Source organism: Curtobacterium sp. 'Ferrero', assembly GCF_002412165.1.
Taxonomy (GTDB): domain Bacteria; phylum Actinomycetota; class Actinomycetes; order Actinomycetales; family Microbacteriaceae; genus Curtobacterium.
Map to the genome: position 1 here is coordinate 105,369 of NZ_NXIA01000012.1, position 17,992 is coordinate 123,360.

Sequence of the window (17,992 nt, forward strand, 5' to 3'; positions counted from 1 at the left end):
CAATGGGGCCGTGTCCACACGTACCTGGGGCTGGCTCGCAGCCGTCGTCGACGTCGTCCTGATCGTCCTGTTCGCCGTGATCGGCCGGTCCTCCCACGGCGAGGCCGCGTCCGTCCTCGGGCTCTGGACGACGGCGTACCCGTTCCTCGCCGGGTGGGCGATCGGCTACGTCTCGAGCGGCGCATGGGCCAGGCCGCTGCGGTACTGGCCGACCGCGGTCGTGCTCTGGGTCCTCACCGTGTTCATCGGCCTCGCCATCCGGGTCGCCACCGGGCAGGGCGACGTCGACGGCAACCCGCTGCCGATCTCGTTCGTGATCGTCACGACCGTCGTGCTCGGCGCGTTCCTGTTCGGCTGGCGTGCCCTCGCCCGTCTCGTCGACCGCGCGCTGGCCAGGCGCGGTGCGGGATCGGACCGTCGCGAGCCCCGAGCCACCGCGTGACCGGTCCGCGCGGGTCCCAGCCGACGATCCTCGACGTCGCTGCCCGCGCCGGGGTGTCCAAGTCGGCCGTGAGCCGTGTGCTGTCCGGCACCGGTCGGTTCTCGGACGAGACCCGTGAGCGTGTCGAACGGGCCGCGAGCGAGCTCGGCTACGTGGCGAACGCGATGGCGCGCGGACTCGTCAGCGGCCGGACGCACACCATCGGCATGCTCGTCCGCGACGCCTCGTCGATGGTCTACACCGCACTCCACGCGGTGATGGAGCGCCGGGCCTCCGAGCTCGGCTACCGCGTCGTCACGACGACCGGGGTCGGCCGGGTCGAGGACGAGAAGTCCGCCCTCGCGGCCCTCGTGTCGATGCGGGTGGACGGGCTCGTGGTGTGCTCGGGCCTGCTCCCCGCCGCCGAGATCGCCGAGTTCGCGCCGCGCATCGCCACGGTCGTCGCCGGGCGGCCCGAGCTGCACCCGGCCCTGTCGAGCGTGTACTGCGACGAAGCCGACGGGGGCGCTCGGATCGCGGACGCCGTCGCCGACGCCGGTCACACCACGGTCGCGGTGCTCACCGTGCCGCAGGACAACGCGCTGACGCAGTACGCCCGGTCGCAGGCGATGGTCGAGCGGCTCCGGAGCCGGGGCGTCCGCGTCGTCGACCTCGACGCGAGCTTCGTCCGTCCCCCGGCCGACATCGCGGCGGACGTCGCCGAGACGATCGCGCGGGACGGGGTCACGGCCGTGATGTGTCCGACCGACCGGCTCATGCTCGACCTGTGCGACACGCTCCGCCGCTTCGACGTCGAGGTCCCCGGGGACGTCTCCGTGACCGGGTTCGACGGCGTCTCCCCGCTCGCCAACGACTGGATCGGGTTCACGACGCTCGAGCAGCCGATCGAGCGCATCGGACGGGAGGCGATCGACCTCGTCGTCGGCCGCATCGAGGACCCGTCCAGCCCGGTCGAGCACCGTTCTCTGCGCGGGCGGGTCATCCCCGGGCGCACGCTCCTGCCGCGCTGAGGGTCTGGCCGGGCGTCGTCCTGCCGCACTGACGGTCCCGCCGGACGTCGTCGTGCCCGGCTGACGCCAGCGCCGGGCGTCGTCGTGCCCGGTCGTCACGCCTGGACCCGTGAGCGAGCGCGCACCCCGACGCTCCGGCGCTCAGAACAGGCCCTCGCGCGGCTCCTCGCCGAGGCCGTCGAACCCCCGGAACATGTCGGACACGAGCGCCTCGATCTGCGGTTCGACGAGCCGTTCGACCGCCTCGGCGATGCGCGGCCGGTGCTCGATGAGCGCGAGGCACACCGCGGTCCCGGTCGACCGAGCGCACTCGTCGGACAGCTCGATCTCGTGCCGGAGTGCGGCCTTCGCCTCGTCGGACAGCGGCTCGCGCGGGGTCTGCTCCCCCGCGCCGGTCCCCGTCATCTCCCCGAGGGTGAACAGGAACGGCTCCCCGGGCGAGGGTTCCGGATCCACGTCGAGGCCCTGGAACTCGGGTGACAACCCCTCGGTCGGCTGGTAGCCCGCGTGCCGCTTCCGCGCAGCCGCCCGTTCCAGCTCACGCTGCAGCAGCGGGAGGTTCTTGGCGGTGTACTCGTCGACCGCGTCCTCGATGATCGTCGAGATCCGCCCGATGAGCGCGTGCTGGACCGCGTGCGGCACGTCCGGCCCGAAGCCCGCGGCGCTCGCGATGGGCGACCCGGTGCACTTCCGGCAGATGCGGGTCCGAGGTCGTGCGGTCCCGATCTGCCATCGTGGGAGCCAGCGGAGCCAGACGTCGACGGCGCTGCGCACTCGCCCGTCGATGCCGTCCATCCCTCAACGATACGGAAGCGGAGGCTCCGCCGACCCCCGCCATCCCGCGCGAGCGGGCGTTTCCGTGCGGTGGTCCGCCGCCGCACCAGCGAGATCTGCCCGTTCGCCCGCGAGCGTCCGCCCCGGGAACCCGCGGACGGCCCGCCCGTCCTCCCGTTCCGCGAGCGGGCAGAAACGGCACCACGAGCGCACTCCTGGCCGCGGATTCCGCCCGCTCGCACGCAGCCGGGCTCGCGGTACCTCCACTCAGCAGGTCCCCGCGCGGCTCGCCCGTTCCGCGAGCGGGCAGAAACGGCGCCACGACCGCACAGCTGGCCGCAGATTCCGCCCGCTCGCGCACAGCCGGTCCCGAGGATCCGCGAGCGGGCGTTTCCGGACGACGTTCGGCCGATGGACCCGCACGATCCGCCCGCTCGCGCGGACGGGACGGGCCCGGGGCGGCGCACTCCTCCGCGAGCGGGCGGAAACGACACGACGGACGGGTCCAGCGCCGCAAGATTCGCCCGCTCGCCAGCGCACGCGCACGCGCACGCACGAGAACGAGCACGCGCACGCGCACGAGCACGAGCCCACGGAGACGCACGGGCAAGCAGGAGCACGAGCACGCGCGCGCCCACGCCGAACGGCCGGACGGACGGGAGGCGCGGGTCGCCACCCACAGGCCGGCTCACGCCGACGGCGCGGCCGGCCCTCAGCCCCGCGGCTCGGTCACGAAGTCGATGAGCTCCTCGACGCGGCCGAGCAACTGCGGTTCGAGGTCCGCGAACGTCCGCACCTGCCCGAGGATCCGCTGCCACGCCCGCGCGATGTCCGCCTGCTCGTCGTGCGGCCAACCGAGGTGCTGGCAGATCCCCTTCTTCCACTCGATCGAGCGCGGGATCGTGGGCCACGCCTCGAGGCCGAGCCGCGCCGGCTTGACCGACTGCCACACGTCGACGAACGGGTGGCCGACGACGAGCACGTGCGCACCCCACTTCCCCTGCATCACTGCGGACGCGAACCGGGACTCCTTCGAGCCCGGCACGAGGTGGTCGACGAGGACACCGACCCGACGGTCTCGGGTCGGCCGGAACTCCTCCAGGACGTCGGCGAGGTTGTCGACCCCGGAGAGTTCCTCGACGACGACCCCCTCGACGCGGAGGTCCGCTCCCCACACCTTCTCGACGAGCTCGGCGTCGTGCTTGCCCTCGACCATGATCCGCGACGGCAGCGCCACACGCGCGCGCTGCTGCTCGACCGCGAACGAACCGGACGCGGTGCGGAGGCGACCACCGTCGGACGCGTGCCGCACGGCGGGAGCCACCCCGGGCCTCCCGACCGGAGGCGCGGCCGCGGCAGGCCGCCCGGACGCAGCGGGGCCCGATCGCCCGGCCGACGCCGTCCCTCCGGGCCCGCGCCCGACGGGCGCCTGCGGCCGACCCAGCGTGACGAGCTCGCCCTCGAGCAGGAACTGCCCGCTGAAGGGGAACGAGCGCGTCCGGCCCTTCCAGTCCTCCAGCTCGACGTTGCCGGCCTCGAGCCGGACCACGGCACCGGCCCAGCCGGTCACGGGGTCCTCGAGCACCATGCCGCGCTCGAGCGGCACCTGGCGCACCTTCTGCACGCCTCGCGAGCGCCAGTCGCCCGAGAGGACGTCACTGCCGTACCGGTCGTCGTCCACCCGCAGGAGCGTAGTGTCGATCCGGCCCCGGACGACGTCGACCGGCCGAACACCCCACCATCCGCAGGAAGGCACCCCGTGCGCGCAGCCATCATCCACGCCCCCAACGACATCCGCGTCGAGGACCGCGACCAGCCGACGATCATCACCCCGAAGGACGTCGTCGTCCGGGTCGTCGCAGCGTGCGTGTGCGGGTCCGACCTGTGGCCGTACCGCGGCGTCACCGCGACCAAGGAGCCGCACGGGATCGGCCACGAGCTCGTCGGCACCGTCGTGGCGGTCGGTGACGACGTGACCGACCTGCACGAGGGCGACTTCGTCATCTCCCCGTTCACGATGAACGACGGCACCTGCCAGGCATGCCGGCACGGCATGACCACCGGGTGCGAGCACCTCTCCGGCTTCGGCGGCACCGACGCGTACGGCGACCCCGTCGGCGGTGCGCAGGCCGAGTACGTGCGGATCCCGGACGCCGCCGCGACGCTCGTACGGGTGCCGGGCCCGGTCGACGAGACCCTCGTCCCCTCGCTCCTGACGCTCGCCGACGTGTTCTCGACGGGGCACCACGCCGCCGTGTCGGCACACGTCGGGCCGGGCAAGACCGTCGTGGTGGTCGGCGACGGAGCGGTCGGCCTGTCCGCGGTGCTCGCGGCGAAGCGCCTCGGCGCGGACCGCATCATCGCGATGAGCCGGCACGCGGACCGCCAGGCGCTCGCGCGGGAGTTCGGCGCGACCGACATCGTGGCCGAGCGCGGCGAGGAGGGCGTGGCGGCGATCCGTGCGCTCCTCGACGGCGACCTGGCGGACTGCGCGGTCGAGGCCGTCGGCACCGAGGAGAGCATGGACCAGGCGCTGCACTCGGTGCGGCCCGGCGGTGCGCTCGGATTCGTGGGCGTCCCGCACGGGGTGCCGACCATCGGCACCCGGTACCTCTTCGACACGAACATCTCCGTCGCGGGCGGCATGGCCCCGGCGCGGAAGTACATCCCCGAGCTGCTGCCGGACGTGCTCTCGGGTGCGATCGAGCCCGGCCGCGTGTTCGACCTGGAGCTGCCGCTCGACGAGGCCGCCGAGGCGTACCGCGCCATGGACGAGCGGCGCGCCATCAAGGTGCTGCTGCGCCCGTAGGGTGACGCGCGGCCGTTGGGCTGGCGGGGCGCGGAGTGCGTTCTGTCGCTTTCGCGAGAGCGACAGAACGCCTCGCACCGGACGCGCGCCACTGTCGCTTCCGCGGGCCAGACGGCCCGAGGAACCGGCACCGTGTCGCTTCCGCGACCGCGGTGCGGACGGGAGGCGCGGGCCGGGCCCGTCCCGTGTGCCCGTCAGCGAGCGGTCCCGGTTCTGCACAGCGGATCGGGTGTTACGGATCTGTGAACAAACCTTTCAGAAAACAAGGTTGTCCATTACAGTCCTCGCATGACCCCTCGCGGACGCACCCCCGGCCAACCCGGCCTCCTGCGCGTGCTCAACGACAGAGCGGCGCTCGAGCTGCTCCTCGACGAGGGGCCCCTGACCCGCAACGAGATCGCCGGTCGCACCGGCCTCAGCAAGCCCACCGCGGCCGAGATCATCCGGCGTCTCGAGTCGGCGTCGCTGATCCGGGCGGCCGGCACCGAGGCACAAGCCGGTCGTCGCGGGCCGAGCGCACTGGTGTACGAGGCCATCACGGAGCGCGACCTCGCGGTGGCGGTCGACGTGCAGTTGGTCGACGTCCGCTCCACCGTGGTCGACGCCGCCGGTCGGCGGTTCCCCGTCGCGACGCACACCATGTCCGAGGACGAGGTCGCGAGCGACGGCGCGGACATCGTCGCCGCAGCGGTGGCCCGAGCTGCCGCCGCGGCCGACGTGGACCCCGACCTCGTCACCGCGGTCGCCGTGGGGGTGCAGGCCTCGGTCGACCACACCACGGACACCCTCATCTTCACCGACGGGCTGCCGGGCTGGCCCCGTGACCGGGTCGCCGCGACGCTCTCCGCCGAACTCGGCGTGCAGGTCGTCGTCGAGAACGACGCGAACCTCGCCGCCATCGCCGAGCGGAGCATGGGCGCCGGACGGAGCACCGGTTCCTTCGCCCTGCTGTGGATGGCGGAGGGCCTCGGGATGGCGCTCGACCTCGACGGCCGCCTCCACACGGGCGCATCGGGCGCCGCGGGCGAGATCGGGTACCTCGGTGTCCCCGCCGACGCGCACGCCATCGACCCGACGGCCACGATCATCGCCGACCTCATCTCCGAGTCGGCGATCACCGCCCTGGCCGCCGCCCACGGGATCACCGCGCCGGACGGCACCGCCGCCACCTGGCGCCAGGTGCTTCCCCAGCTCGCCGACCTTCCGGCGCAGCACCCCTTCACGACCGCCCTCGGCGAGCGCATCGGGCACAACGTGCTCCCGGCGCTCGCCGTCGCCGATCCCGAGACGGTCGTCCTGCACGGCCCGACCGGGATCGCGGGCGGTCCCGCCCTGGCCGCCTCCGTCACCGCCTGGCTGCGGACCCGCACGCGCTGGTCCACCGCCGTGGTGGCGCCCGGCGTCCCCGACACCCCCGTCCTCCACGGCGCCCGCCACGTCCTCATCGACGTGGTGCGTGCCGCGCTCGCTGCTCGGGTCGAGGGCATCACCGCCGATGCCCCCGACACGGCGAGCGCGCCGACACCGCGCATGCGGACCTGACCAGCACCACTCCCACCCGCACCACTCGAGGAACCACCACCAGCCCTGACACAGGGCTCTTCGTCGCGCCCGGAAACCGGTGGCGACGGAGCGAGAGCAGAGAGCGAGTCCCACATGTCCCTCCCCAATCCGAAGATCCGGCGGATCGTCGCCGCCACGGCCGTCGCGGCCGCCGGCGCGCTCGTCATCGCCGGCTGCAGCTCGGGATCGAGCGCCCAGAGCATCGACAAGTCCGCCCCGAAGGAGCTCAAGGGCACCGTGTCCCTCTGGCACTTCTTCACGGGCCGCGAAGCCGGAGTGGTCAAGTCGGCCGTCGCGGGCTTCGAGAAGGCCAACCCCGGCGTCACGGTGAACATCCACGCGGGCCAGGACGACGAGAAGCTCCAGAAGGCGATCTCGTCGGGGCAGAACATCGACGTGGGGCTGTCGTACTCGACCGCGATCGTCGGCAGCTTCTGCTCGTCCGGGGCGTTCCGGGACCTGACCCCGTACATCGAGCGGGACGGGGTCGACCTGTCCGACATCCCCAAGGCCGTGCGGTCGTACACCGAGTACAAGGGCAAGCGCTGCACGCTCCCGGCCCTGGCCGACGTCAGTGCGCTCATGTACAACAAGGCGGCGTTCGCCAAGGCGGGCATCACGACGCCGCCGAAGACCCTCGACGAGCTGAAGACCGACGCGCTGAAGCTCACCACGTACAACGCCGACGGGTCGATCAAGCAGCTCGGCTTCAACCCGCTCATCGACTTCTACGAGAACTCGCCCGAGCACTGGGCGCCGATGATCGACGGCCGTTGGCTCGACAGCAAGGGGAACAGCGTCATCGGGACCTCGGCCGCCTGGAAGAAGCTCATCACCTGGCAGAAGGCCTTCGTCGACGAGATCGGGTACGACAAGCTCAAGGCGTTCACGTCCGGGCTCGGCCAGGAGTTCGCCGCCGACAACGCGTTCCAGACCGGTCAGGTCGTGATGCAGATCGACGGCGAGTACCGCACGGCGTTCATCGCGGACCAGAAACCGGACCTCGACTACGGCACCGCTCCCACCCCGGTGATGTCGGGACTCGGGAACTACGGCTCGACGTACATCGCGGGCAACGTCGCGGGCATCGCCAAGGGGTCGAAGCACCCGGAGCTCGCCTGGGCGCTGCTGAAGTACCTGTCGACGAACACCGACGCGCAGGTCACGATGGCGAACGGGCTGAAGAACATCCCGACGATCACCTCGGCGCTCGAGTCGCCGAAGCTCGAGGTCGACGAGAACTACAAGACCTTCGTCGACGTCGCGGGGAACAAGGACACGATGACCTCGCCCGGCACCGCAGACGGCGCGGCCTACATCGGCACGTTCACGAAGTTCTGGCAGGCGTACCAGGAGAACGGCGGGAACCTCGACCAGAAGCTCAAGCAGCTCGACACCGACATCGACAACGCGAACCAGCTGGCGGGTCCGTGATGACGGACGTCACCAGCCCCGGAACCGACAGCCTGGAGGCGCGGCGCACCCGCGCCTCCCGGCCCGCCTCACCGAAGGGGTCGGCTCCCGACCCCGCTGGCGGTTCCGCGCACTCGTCCCGTCGGAACACGTCCGGTCGGCGCCGCAGCGCCGAGTCGCGGCGCAGGCTCGTCGCCCTGACGATGCTCGCCCCGGCGCTGCTCGGACTCGTGGTCTTCTTCGCGTACCCGCTCGTCGCGTCGATCGTCTACTCGTTCACGCGGTACAACCAGCTCCAGGAGCCGCAGTTCGTCGGGCTCCTCAACTACCGGTTCCTGTTCACGCAGGACCCCCAGATCGGTGCCGCGGTGGTGAACACGATCTGGTTCGTGGTGATCCTGGTGCCGGTGCGGATCGTGTGCGCGCTCCTCGTCGCCGGGCTGCTCAGCCGGGCGAAAGCGGCGACCGGGTTCTGGCGGACGCTGTTCTACCTGCCGGCCCTCGTGCCGCCCGTGGCGAGCGTCGTCGCGTTCGTCTTCCTGTTCAACCCCGGCACCGGGCCGGTGAACCAGATCCTGCGGTTCTTCGGCATCGACGGCCCGCTGTGGTTCAACGACCCGGCGTGGTCGAAGCCGTCGCTCGTGATCATGGGCGTCTGGGTCATGGGCGACATCATGATCATCTTCCTCGCGGCCCTGCTCGACGTCCCGAGAGACCTGTACGAGGCCGCGTCGCTCGACGGGGCGAACGGACCGCAGCAGGTGCGGCACATCACCCTGCCGACGATCGCACCCGTCATCGGGTTCGCCGTCGTCACGGGGGTGATCGCTGCCCTGCAGTACTTCACCGAGGCGGCCGTCGCCTCCGGGGTCGCGTCCGGCAAGGCCACGATCGGCGGTGGGACGGCGGCGCAGCTCGGGTACCCGGGCACCTCGCTGCTCACCTACACCGAACTGCTGTACCAGCACGGGTTCGCGAACTTCCAGTTCGGCTACGCGTCCGCGATGGCCGTGGTCCTGTTCGTCGTCACCGCGATCGTGCTCGTCCTCACGATGCGCCGCATCTCCGTGTTCCGACCGGAGGCCGACTGATGCCCACCGACCGACCCGAGGAGTCCTGATGACCGCCGTGTCCCAGCCCAGACTCGCCCGTGCACCCCGCGGCGCCGCACCCGGCTCCACGAGGGGTCCCCGCCGCAGCCTGCTCGTGTGGATCGCCGAGCACGCCGTGCTCGTGGCCCTCGGGGTGATCACCATCGCCCCGATCGTGTTCGTCGTGCTGACGTCGCTGATGTCGAGCAACCAGGCCCTGACGGCGTCGATCATCCCGAAGCCGTTCGACCTCGCGAACTACGGTCGGGTGTTCACCGAGCTGCCCCTCGCACAGTGGTTCGGCAACTCCGCGCTCTACGCCGTGCTCGCCACCGCCTTCATGCTCCTCAGCTCGGTGCCCGCGGCGTACGCCCTCGCCCAGATCCGGTTCCGTGGGGCCAACGCGATCTTCACGGTCATCATCGTGGCGATGCTGCTGCCACCACAGGTCACGGCCGTGCCGGTCTACGTCATGTGGTCGGAGCTGCACCTCACCGGCACGCTCTGGCCGTTGATCCTGCCGAACCTGCTCGGCGACGCGTTCAGCATCTTCCTGCTCCGCCAGTTCTTCCTGACGATCCCGAAGGAGTACGGCGATGCGGCCCGGATGGACGGCTGCAGCGAGTGGGGCGTCCTCGCGCGGGTCGTGGTGCCGATGGCTCGGCCGGGCATCGCATCGGCGGCGATCTTCATGTTCTTCCACTCGTGGAACGACTACTACGGGCCGCTCCTCTACGCGTCCGAGAACCAGGCGGCGTGGCCCGTCGCGTACGGTCTCGCCACGTTCCGCGGTCAACACGGCACCGACTGGTCGATGACGATGGCGATGACCGTCGTCGTCATGGTCCCGGTCGTCGTCATCTTCTTCTTCGCACAGAAGGCATTCGTCGAGGGCATCGCGCTCACCGGCGTGAAGGGATAGCACCACAGTGAAACTCACGGTCATCGGTGGCGGGTCCACCTACACCCCCGAACTCGTGGACGGCTTCGCCCGCCTCCGCGACCAGCTCCCCATCGACGAACTCTGGCTCGTCGACCCCGATGCCGAGCGACGACGCCTGGTCGGCGGTGTCGCCCGGCGGATGTTCGCGCACGCCGGGCACCCGGGCACCGTCCACGTCACGGACGACGTGGTCGCCGGGGTGTCGGACGCCGACGCCGTCATGTTCCAGCTCCGGATCGGCGGACAGGCGGCTCGGCAGCAGGACGAGACCTGGCCGCACGAGGTGTGCTGCATCGGGCAGGAGACGACCGGGCCGGGCGGGTTCGCGAAGGCGCTCCGGACGGTCCCGGTGGTCCTCGAGTACGCCGACCTGGTGCGGGAGCACGCCAAGCCGGACGCCTGGATCGTGGACTTCACGAACCCGGTCGGGATCGTGACCCGAGCGCTGCTCCAGGCCGGCCACCGTGCGGTCGGCCTCTGCAACGTGGCGATCGGGTTCCAACGCCGGTTCGCCCGCGAGTTCGACGTCGCCCCCGAGGCGGTCCGCCTCGACCACGTGGGCCTGAACCACCTGACGTGGGAGCGCGGGGTGCACGTGCTGTCGGACGACGGCACCGAACGCGACGTCCTGTCCGAGTTGCTCGCGGCGGACACCGGTGCCCTCGACCGGATGGCGGAGAGCGTGCACATGCCCGCTGACCTCATCCGCCTGCAGCACGCCGTGCCGTCGTACTACCTCCGCTACTTCTACAGCCACGACGTCGTGCTCGAGGAGCAGCTCCACGAGCGCACCCGCGCCGAGGCCGTCATCGACACCGAGCGAGCGCTGCTGGAGAAGTACGCCGACCCCTCGGTCGTGACGAAGCCCGCCGAGCTCGAGGAGCGTGGTGGGGCGTACTACTCCGAGGCAGCGATCGACGTGCTGTCCTCGATCCTCGGCGACCGGGGTGACGTGCAGGTCCTCAACGTGCGCAACGACGGCACGTTCCCGTTCCTCCCCGACGACCACGTCATCGAGGTCCCCGCACGCGTCACCCGACAGGCCATCACCCCGCTGCCGGTCGAGCCGCTCGCGCCGGACATGGCCGGCCTCGTGGCGCACGTCGCCGGCTACGAGCGGCTCGCCCTCGAGGCCGCGGTCCACGGAGGGCGTGACCGTGTGCTCCGTGCGATGTGGGCGCACCCGCTCGTCGGGCAGGTCGACAAGGCTGAGCGGCTGACCGACCTGCTGCTCGCTGCGAACGCCGACCACATCCCGTGGGCGCGCGGAGCGCGTTCCGGCGACTTCCTCATGGGTGCACGGTGACGGCTCCCGACGACGTCGTCATCGCGGTCGACGGCGGCGGGAGCAAGACGGACGTCGTCGCCATCGCGCTCGACGGCACACTCGTTGCGCATGCGCGTGGTCCGGGCACGAACCCGCAGTCCCGCGGGTGGGCGATCGCCGGACCGGCGCTGGACGACGTGCGCTCCCGGGTGCTCGACGCGATCGGCACGCGGGCCGTCCGCACCACGCACGTCTACCTCGCAGGACTCGACCTGCACGACGAGCTCGTCGCGGCCGAGGCGGCACTCGCCCACTGGTCGGTGGACGGCGGTGCTCCTGCGGTCCTCGACAACGACCTGTTCGCCCTGCTGCGCGCAGGAACGCTCTCCCCCGACGCGGCGGCACTGGTCTGCGGGACCGGGATCAACGCACTCGCGGTCCGGGCCGACGGTGCGACCGTCCGGTACCCGGCGCTCGGCGACGTATCGGGCGACTGGGGCGGCGGCGCCTACCTCGGCAACCGCGCGCTGTGGCACGCCGCCCGGGCCGACGACGGCCGAGGGCCCGCGACCGCCCTCGCGGATGCCGTCCCGCGCTCCCTCGGCTACCGGTCGGTGCGCGACGTCACCGAAGCACTGCACTTCGGACGACTCGACCACGGCGCGATCGCCCGCCTCTGCCCGGTGCTCTTCGACGTCGCCGGTGCGGGAGACGCTGTCGCCCGCAGCGTCGTCGAACGCCAGGCCGAGGAGATCGTCGTCATGGCGTCGGTCGCGTTGGAGCGCCTCGGCCTCGGCATGGCGGGGGCCCCGGTGCCCGTCGTGCTCGGCGGGGGCGTCCTCGCGGCGCGACACCCGCTCCTGGTCGATCCGGTGATCGCCGGATTCGCCAGCCGGGTGCCGGGCGCGGTGCCGACCTGGGTGACCGCTCCGCCCGTGCTCGGCGCTGGTTTGGCCGCCCTGGAGTCGGTCGGCGCCGGGCCCCGGGCCCTCGAGCGGTACCGGGAGGCGGTCCTCGGCCGCGAGTTCGCATCGACCGCCGCGCCGATCCCGTAGGCGACGCATTGCGACCGGACACCGGACGGGAGGCGCGTGGCGGCCCCGCCACGCGCCTCCCGTCCGACACGTCCGGCGGAGACCGGTCAGACGTCCCGGACCGCGAGCACCCGGTGCGGCGCCGCAGCTTCGGCGACCCACCCGGCCGGGAGCGCGCTCCGCAACTCCGGCACGGTGAAGCTCCGACGGATGGAGCGCAGTCCGTCGACGCGCACGAACGTGCCCGCCGCGACCAGGGGTGCCGCGATCGCGTAGGAACGGTAGGCAGCTCGCGACCGTCGGATGTCGGAGTGGATCACCCGACTCGTGGCGAGGTGCTCCGAGTCCGCCAGGAACCCGTGCCACCCGTCGTCGTCGAGGTGGTGCAGCACGTGGTTCGAGACGACCACGTCGAAGCGCTCCCCCGCTGCGGCGAGGTCGGCGCTCGTCTGCTCCCGGAACGTCACACCGCGCTGCCGGCTCCGAGTCGCCGCGGCGATCGCACGGGGATCGGGATCGACGCCGACGACCTCGACCTCGAAGCCGTCGCTCGCGGCCCACCGGACGAGGGCCCGAGCGAGGTCGCCGCCGCCGCACCCGAGGTCGAGCACACGCCCGGCTCCGCTCGGCGGGAGCGCGGGCATGACGTGCGTCCGCCACACTGCTCGCCAGCCGCTCACGAGCGCGTTGACGACCGCGAACCGTCGGAAGGTCCGGTCGAGCGCACGCGGGTCGCAGTCCGGGTCGTCCATCAACTCCCGCAGGTCGCGGTCGCGCTCGGACAGGTCGACCGGGAGGCGCGGGTCCATCCCGCCGTCGCGGCTCACGGCCGTCCCGTGGTCGCGACCGTGAGCCGTGCGCTCTCCACGGTCAGACCGGGACCGAAGGCGAGCGCCACGACGGCGTCGCCGTCGGACAGGTCGTCCCCGCGCATCGCCTCGTCGAGGACGAAGAGCACCGTGGCGCTCGACATGTTGCCGTGGCGGCGGAGCACCGCGCGGCTCGGTGCGAGGGCGGCGTCGGGGAGGTCGAGGGCCTCGGCGGTGCGGTCGAGGATCGCACGACCGCCCGGGTGGACGGCCCACACGGGGACGTCGGACGGTCGTCCATCGCCGAGGAGCGGGGCGACCGCGCGCGCCACGTGCTCGCCGATGAGCTTCGGCACCGCCGTGGACAGGACCATCTCGAAGCCCTCGTCGCCGATGTTCCACGCCATCTCCGACGCACCCTCGGGCACGACCGTCGTGGTGAAGCGGTCGACGCGCAGCCCGGATCCGCCCGCCGTGACCACGGCCGCGGCCGCACCGTCGCCGAAGACGCTGTTCGAGACGATCTGGTCCGGGTCGTCGGAGGCGCGGACGTGGAGCGTGCACAGTTCGGCGCAGACGACGAGGACGACCGCCTCGGGTTCCGCATCGACGAACGCGGCGGCGATCCGGAGCGCCGGGAAGGCCGCGCAGCACCCCATGAAGCCGATGTGCTGCCGGAAGACGTCCGGTCGGAGTCCGAGTCCGGTGACGACGTCGAGGTCCGGACCGGGCTGTGTGAACCCGGTGCACGACACGGTGACGAGGTGGGTGACCGCGGACGGAGCCGTGCCGGAGCGGACGAGGGCGTCACGGGCCGACTCGACGAACAGCGGTGGCGCCAGGACGCGGTAGGTGTCGTTCCGGCTGCCGGTCGAGGGCGAGACGAGCTGGCCGTCCCCGTCGCGGAACGGCCCGGCCGCGTTGTCGGGGTCGAGCTCGGCGAGCACGGTGTGCCGGGTGTCGACGGCGGACCCGTCGAAGGCGGCACCGACCAGCCGGTTCGCCAGCCGCCCCGTGTCGCGCTGCCCGCGGAAGAGGTCCCGAACGGCGTCCTGCCGGATGCTCGTCCGGGGGACGGCGGTACCGATGGCGCGGATCGTTGGGGACACGACTCATCCTGTCACCGGGTCGCTGACACGTCCCCAGGAACGACGGGAGGCACGTGGCGGGGTCGCCACGTGCCTCCCGTCCGGCGTCGCCGGTCGCTCCGGGCGTCAGCCCTGCTGCGCGCGCTCGAGCACGAGCTCACGCACGCGCGCGGCGTCCGCCTGCCCCTGCATCGCCTTCATGACCGCGCCGATGATCGCGCCGGCGGCCTGGACCTTGCCGTCCTTGATCTTCGCGAGGACGTCGGGCTGCGCGGCGAGTGCCTCGTCGACCGCGGCGGTGAGGGCCGAGTCGTCCGAGACGACCTTCAGGCCGCGGGACTCGACGACCTGCGCCGGCGAGCCCTCGCCCGCGATGACGCCCTCGAGCACCTGGCGGGCCAGACGATCGGTCAGGTCGCCCGACTCGACGAGCTGGATGAGCTCGGCGACGTGCTGCGGCGAGACGAGGTCGCCGGCAGCGGCGTCCTGCGCGTTGGCGACGCGGGTGATCTCGCCGGTCCACCACTTGCGGGCGGCCTGCGGCGGAGCGCCCGCGGCGACCGTGCCCTCGACCTCGTCGAGCAGCCCGCCGTTCACGACGTCCTGGAACTCGAGGTCCGCGAAGCCCCACTCGCCCTTGAGCCGACGACGACGCGCGACCGGCGCCTCGGGCAGCGCGGCTCGGAGTTCCTCGACCAGCGCCGGGTCCGGCACCACGGGGAGCAGGTCGGGCTCCGGGAAGTACCGGTAGTCGTCGGCGTCCGACTTCGGACGGCCGGCCGAGGTGCGGCCGGTGTCCTCGTGCCAGTGCCGCGTCTCCTGCGTGATCGTGCCGCCGGCCGCGAGGATCGCCGCCTGCCGCTGGATCTCGTAGCGGATGGCTCGCTCGACGGACCGGAACGAGTTGACGTTCTTCGTCTCGGTGCGGGTGCCGAGCCGCTCCTGGCCACGGGGCCGGAGCGAGATGTTCGCGTCGCAGCGGAGGTTGCCCCGCTCCATGCGCGCCTCGGAGACCCCGAGCGCCCGGACGAGGTCGCGGATGACCTGGACGTACGCCGCACCGAGCTCGGGGGCGCGGTGTTCGGCTCCGAAGATCGGCTTCGTGACGATCTCGACGAGCGGGACCCCGGCGCGGTTGTAGTCGACGAGGGAGTACTCGGCACCCTGGATGCGGCCGGTGGCGCCGCCGACGTGCGTCAGCTTGCCGGCGTCCTCCTCCATGTGCGCGCGCTCGATCGGCACCTGGAACAGCGTGCCGTCCGCCAGCTCGACCTCGACCTCGCCCTCGAACGCGATCGGCTCGTCGTACTGCGAGATCTGGTAGTTCTTCGGGTTGTCCGGGTAGAAGTAGTTCTTCCGCGCGAACCGCGACGACTCGGCGATCGAGCAGCCGAGCGCGAGCCCGAGGCTGATCGAGTACCGAACGGCCTGCTCGTTGACGACCGGGAGCGAGCCCGGCAGTCCGAGGTCGACGGGCGTCACGTTCGTGTTCGGCTCGCCACCGAAGAAGTTCGGCGCGTCCGAGAACATCTTGGTCTTCGTGCCGAGCTCGACGTGCACCTCGAAGCCGAGCACCGGCTCGTAGCGCTCGAGCGCCTCGTCGAAGTCCATCAGGGCTTCCTTCTGCGCCATCAGATCACGCCTTCCTGCGCGGCCGACTGCTGGGAGGCGTCCAGGTCGGGGATTCGGTCGATGAGCGGGGCACCCCACTGCTGCTCGAGCAGACGCTCGAGTGCCGCGCCGTAGCGGTAGAGCCGGGCGTCCTCGCGCTGCGGGGCCATGAGCTGCACGCCGGTCGGCAGGCCGTCCTCCGGCGCGAGCCCGTTCGGGATGCTCATGCCGGGGACGCCCGCGAGGTTCGCCGGGATCGTCGTGAGGTCGTTGAGGTACATCGCCAGCGGGTCGTCCATCCGCTCCCCGAACGGCAGGGCCGTGGTCGGCGCGGACGGGCTGACGAGCACGTCGACCTGGGCGAACGCGGCCGCGAAGTCGCGCTGGACCAGGGTCCGGACCTTCTGCGCCGAGCCGTAGTAGGCGTCGTAGTAGCCGGCGCTCAGTGCGTAGGTGCCGAGGATGATCCGCCGCTTGACCTCGGGGCCGAACCCGACCTCGCGCGTCGCAGCCATGACGTCCTCGACCGTCGCGCCGTTCTCGGGCGTGACGCGGAGCCCGAAGCGCACGGAGTCGAACTTCGCGAGGTTCGACGACGCCTCGGCCGGGAGGATCAGGTAGTAGGCGCTGATGGCGTAGGCGAACGACGGTGCGTCCACGTCGACGACCTCGGCGCCCGCCGACTCCAGCAGGGCGACGGTCTCGCGGAAGCGCTGCTCGACGCCGGCCTGGAAGCCCTCACCGCCGGCGAGTTCCTTGACGACACCGACCTTCAGCCCGCGGAGCGTGTCCGCCTGCAGGCCCTCGCGCGCGGCGGCGGCCATCGACGGCCACTCCCCCGGGATCGAGGTGGAGTCGCGCGGGTCGTGCCCGCCGATGACGTCGTGCAGCAGCGCGGCGTCGAGCACGGTGCGGGACACGGGGCCGATCTGGTCGAGCGACGACGCGAGCGCGATCGCCCCGTACCGGCTCACACCGCCGTACGTGGGCTTCACGCCGACCGTGCCGGTGAACGCACCGGGCTGGCGGATCGAGCCACCGGTGTCCGAACCGAGGGCGATCGGCGCCTCGTACGCGGCGACCGCAGCGGCGGAGCCACCACCGGACCCGCCGGGCACGCGGTCGAGGTCCCACGGGTTGTGCGTCGGGCCGTACGCCGAGAACTGGGTGGTCGAGCCCATCGCGAACTCGTCCATGTTCGTCTTGCCGATCGGCACGAGGCCCGCGGCGCGGAGCTTCACGACCGGGGTCGCGTCGTAGGGGGGACGCCAGCCCTCGAGGATCTTCGACCCGGAGGTGGTCGGCATGTCCTGGGTGCAGAGAACGTCCTTGACGGCGACGGGCACCCCGGCGAGCGGGGCGAGGTCGTCACCGGCCGCGCGGCGCGAGTCGATGGACTTGGCGACGGCGAGGGCGTTCTCGTTGACGTGCAGGAACGCGTGCACGTCGCCGTCGACGGCGGCGATGCGGTCGAGGTGTGCCTGCGTGGCCTCGACGCTCGAGACGTCGCGGGACACGAGGGCGTCGGCGAGCGCGGCGGCGCTCAGCTTCGTGATGTCGGTCACTGTTCTCCGTGCCTTACTGTTCTTCGCCGAGGATGGCCGTGACGCGGAACCGCTCGCCGTCGGAGTCCGGCGCGCCGGAGAGCGCCTGCTCCTGCGTCAGCGTCTCGCCGACCACGTCGGGTCGGGTGACGTTCTCGAGCGGGACGGGGTGGCTGGTCGCGGGGACGTCGGGCGTCGCCACCTCGGTGACCTTGGCGACGCTCTCGACGATGTGCGACAGCTCCCCGGTCATCTTCTCGATCTCGTCGGGCGTGAGTGCGATACGTGCGAGGCTCGCCAGGTGGGCGACCTGCTCGCTCGTGATGTCAGGCATGGTGCTCCGTCGATTGCCGTTCGTGGGATGCGCACCAGTCTAGAGCGGGCCGCCGGACCGCTCACGCGACCGTCCCGCGGCAGCCGGCCCGCGGCGGTCGACGCGCCGCGACCGGCCCACGGCGACCGGCTGTCGGGGCGGCCCGTGGCGACCGGGTGTCGGGGGCGGCCCGGGGCGACCGGCTGTCGGGGGCGGCCCGTGGCGACCGGGTGTCGGAGGCGCGGCTCGTCGGCGGGGGGGGGGCGCGCCCCCCCGGCGGC

Annotated in this window: 16 protein-coding genes; 9 read left to right on the forward strand and 7 right to left on the reverse strand. The window is 72.2% G+C overall.

Annotation, left to right across the window (positions count from 1 at the left end; genetic code table 11):
• Positions 1-10: 10 nt before the first annotated feature.
• Together Csp2054_RS11830 and Csp2054_RS11835 are read left to right on the forward strand one after the other, a co-directional pair.
• Positions 11-442: a DUF3054 domain-containing protein gene (locus Csp2054_RS11830; RefSeq protein WP_176491674.1), complete on the forward strand. Its 432-nt coding sequence runs from the start codon at positions 11-13 to the stop codon at positions 440-442.
• Positions 439-1,452 (forward strand): LacI family DNA-binding transcriptional regulator, encoded by a 1,014-nt coding sequence (locus Csp2054_RS11835; protein ID WP_096899512.1) that lies wholly within the window; start codon positions 439-441, stop codon positions 1,450-1,452. The genes Csp2054_RS11830 and Csp2054_RS11835 overlap by 4 nt, the downstream gene beginning before the upstream one ends.
• Positions 1,453-1,593: 141 nt before the next feature.
• On the opposite strand, the gene Csp2054_RS11840 is transcribed toward Csp2054_RS11835, so the two are convergent.
• Together Csp2054_RS11840 and Csp2054_RS11845 are read right to left on the reverse strand one after the other, a co-directional pair.
• On the reverse strand, positions 1,594-2,247 hold the full coding sequence (locus Csp2054_RS11840; RefSeq protein WP_096899513.1) for a spermidine/putrescine ABC transporter substrate-binding protein: 654 nt from the start codon (positions 2,245-2,247) through the stop codon (positions 1,594-1,596).
• Between the two features lie 691 nt (positions 2,248-2,938).
• Entirely contained in the window at positions 2,939-3,907 is a 969-nt protein-coding gene (locus Csp2054_RS11845) for a DUF3097 domain-containing protein (RefSeq protein WP_096899514.1), read from the reverse strand.
• A 78-nt stretch (positions 3,908-3,985) separates the two neighbouring features.
• On the opposite strand from Csp2054_RS11845, the gene Csp2054_RS11850 reads away from it, so the two are divergent.
• The 7 genes from Csp2054_RS11850 to Csp2054_RS11880 all read left to right on the forward strand — a co-directional run bounded on the left by Csp2054_RS11850 (position 3,986) and on the right by Csp2054_RS11880 (position 12,367).
• Positions 3,986-5,035, forward strand: a complete 1,050-nt coding sequence (locus Csp2054_RS11850) for a zinc-binding dehydrogenase (protein ID WP_096899515.1) — start codon at positions 3,986-3,988, stop codon at positions 5,033-5,035.
• 288 nt (positions 5,036-5,323) lie between these two features.
• Positions 5,324-6,577 carry an ROK family transcriptional regulator gene (locus Csp2054_RS11855; RefSeq protein WP_096899516.1) on the forward strand — a complete coding sequence of 418 codons (1,254 nt, stop codon included), beginning with the start codon at positions 5,324-5,326 and terminating at the stop codon, positions 6,575-6,577.
• A gap of 114 nt (positions 6,578-6,691) precedes the next feature.
• On the forward strand, positions 6,692-8,032 hold the full coding sequence (locus tag Csp2054_RS11860) for an extracellular solute-binding protein (protein ID WP_096899517.1): 1,341 nt from the start codon (positions 6,692-6,694) through the stop codon (positions 8,030-8,032).
• The gene (locus Csp2054_RS11865; RefSeq protein ID WP_217990915.1) at positions 8,032-9,102 is read left to right on the forward strand and encodes a carbohydrate ABC transporter permease; all 1,071 of its coding nucleotides are present in this window, start codon (positions 8,032-8,034) and stop codon (positions 9,100-9,102) included. Before Csp2054_RS11860 ends, Csp2054_RS11865 begins: the two co-directional genes overlap by 1 nt.
• 28 nt (positions 9,103-9,130) lie before the next feature.
• Positions 9,131-10,024 carry a carbohydrate ABC transporter permease gene (locus Csp2054_RS11870; RefSeq protein ID WP_096899518.1) on the forward strand — a complete coding sequence of 298 codons (894 nt, stop codon included), beginning with the start codon at positions 9,131-9,133 and terminating at the stop codon, positions 10,022-10,024.
• A gap of 7 nt (positions 10,025-10,031) precedes the next feature.
• The gene (locus tag Csp2054_RS11875; protein WP_096899519.1) at positions 10,032-11,351 is read left to right on the forward strand and encodes a 6-phospho-beta-glucosidase; all 1,320 of its coding nucleotides are present in this window, start codon (positions 10,032-10,034) and stop codon (positions 11,349-11,351) included.
• Positions 11,348-12,367 carry an N-acetylglucosamine kinase gene (locus Csp2054_RS11880; protein WP_096899520.1) on the forward strand — a complete coding sequence of 340 codons (1,020 nt, stop codon included), beginning with the start codon at positions 11,348-11,350 and terminating at the stop codon, positions 12,365-12,367. The genes Csp2054_RS11875 and Csp2054_RS11880 overlap by 4 nt, the downstream gene beginning before the upstream one ends.
• Before the next feature lie 86 nt (positions 12,368-12,453).
• Here Csp2054_RS11880 and Csp2054_RS11885 read toward each other — a convergent pair whose 3' ends face one another.
• The 5 genes from Csp2054_RS11885 to gatC form a co-directional block, all read right to left on the reverse strand.
• Positions 12,454-13,173: a methyltransferase domain-containing protein gene (locus Csp2054_RS11885; protein ID WP_317951683.1), complete on the reverse strand. Its 720-nt coding sequence runs from the start codon at positions 13,171-13,173 to the stop codon at positions 12,454-12,456.
• Positions 13,170-14,264, reverse strand: a complete 1,095-nt coding sequence (locus Csp2054_RS11890) for a type III polyketide synthase (protein ID WP_096899521.1) — start codon at positions 14,262-14,264, stop codon at positions 13,170-13,172. Before Csp2054_RS11890 ends, Csp2054_RS11885 begins: the two co-directional genes overlap by 4 nt.
• A gap of 105 nt (positions 14,265-14,369) precedes the next feature.
• Positions 14,370-15,875, reverse strand: coding sequence for an Asp-tRNA(Asn)/Glu-tRNA(Gln) amidotransferase subunit GatB (gene gatB, locus Csp2054_RS11895; protein WP_096899522.1), 1,506 nt, complete (start codon positions 15,873-15,875; stop codon positions 14,370-14,372).
• The gene (gatA, locus tag Csp2054_RS11900; protein WP_096899523.1) at positions 15,875-17,419 is read right to left on the reverse strand and encodes an Asp-tRNA(Asn)/Glu-tRNA(Gln) amidotransferase subunit GatA; all 1,545 of its coding nucleotides are present in this window, start codon (positions 17,417-17,419) and stop codon (positions 15,875-15,877) included. The genes gatB and gatA overlap by 1 nt, the downstream gene beginning before the upstream one ends.
• Positions 17,420-17,432: 13 nt before the next feature.
• Positions 17,433-17,732, reverse strand: a complete 300-nt coding sequence (gene gatC / locus Csp2054_RS11905) for an Asp-tRNA(Asn)/Glu-tRNA(Gln) amidotransferase subunit GatC (RefSeq protein WP_096899524.1) — start codon at positions 17,730-17,732, stop codon at positions 17,433-17,435.
• Positions 17,733-17,992: the final 260 nt, after the last annotated feature.

Coding starts and splice junctions, on each gene's coding strand:
- Csp2054_RS11840 (WP_096899513.1), bottom strand. CDS start 2,247: ATGGACGGCATCGACGGGCGAGTGCGCAGCGCCGTCGACGTCTGGCTC.
- Csp2054_RS11855 (WP_096899516.1), top strand. CDS start 5,324: ATGACCCCTCGCGGACGCACCCCCGGCCAACCCGGCCTCCTGCGCGTG.
- Csp2054_RS11860 (WP_096899517.1), top strand. CDS start 6,692: ATGTCCCTCCCCAATCCGAAGATCCGGCGGATCGTCGCCGCCACGGCC.
- Csp2054_RS11865 (WP_217990915.1), top strand. CDS start 8,032: ATGACGGACGTCACCAGCCCCGGAACCGACAGCCTGGAGGCGCGGCGC.
- Csp2054_RS11870 (WP_096899518.1), top strand. CDS start 9,131: ATGACCGCCGTGTCCCAGCCCAGACTCGCCCGTGCACCCCGCGGCGCC.
- gatB (WP_096899522.1), bottom strand. CDS start 15,875: ATGGCGCAGAAGGAAGCCCTGATGGACTTCGACGAGGCGCTCGAGCGC.
- gatC (WP_096899524.1), bottom strand. CDS start 17,732: ATGCCTGACATCACGAGCGAGCAGGTCGCCCACCTGGCGAGCCTCGCA.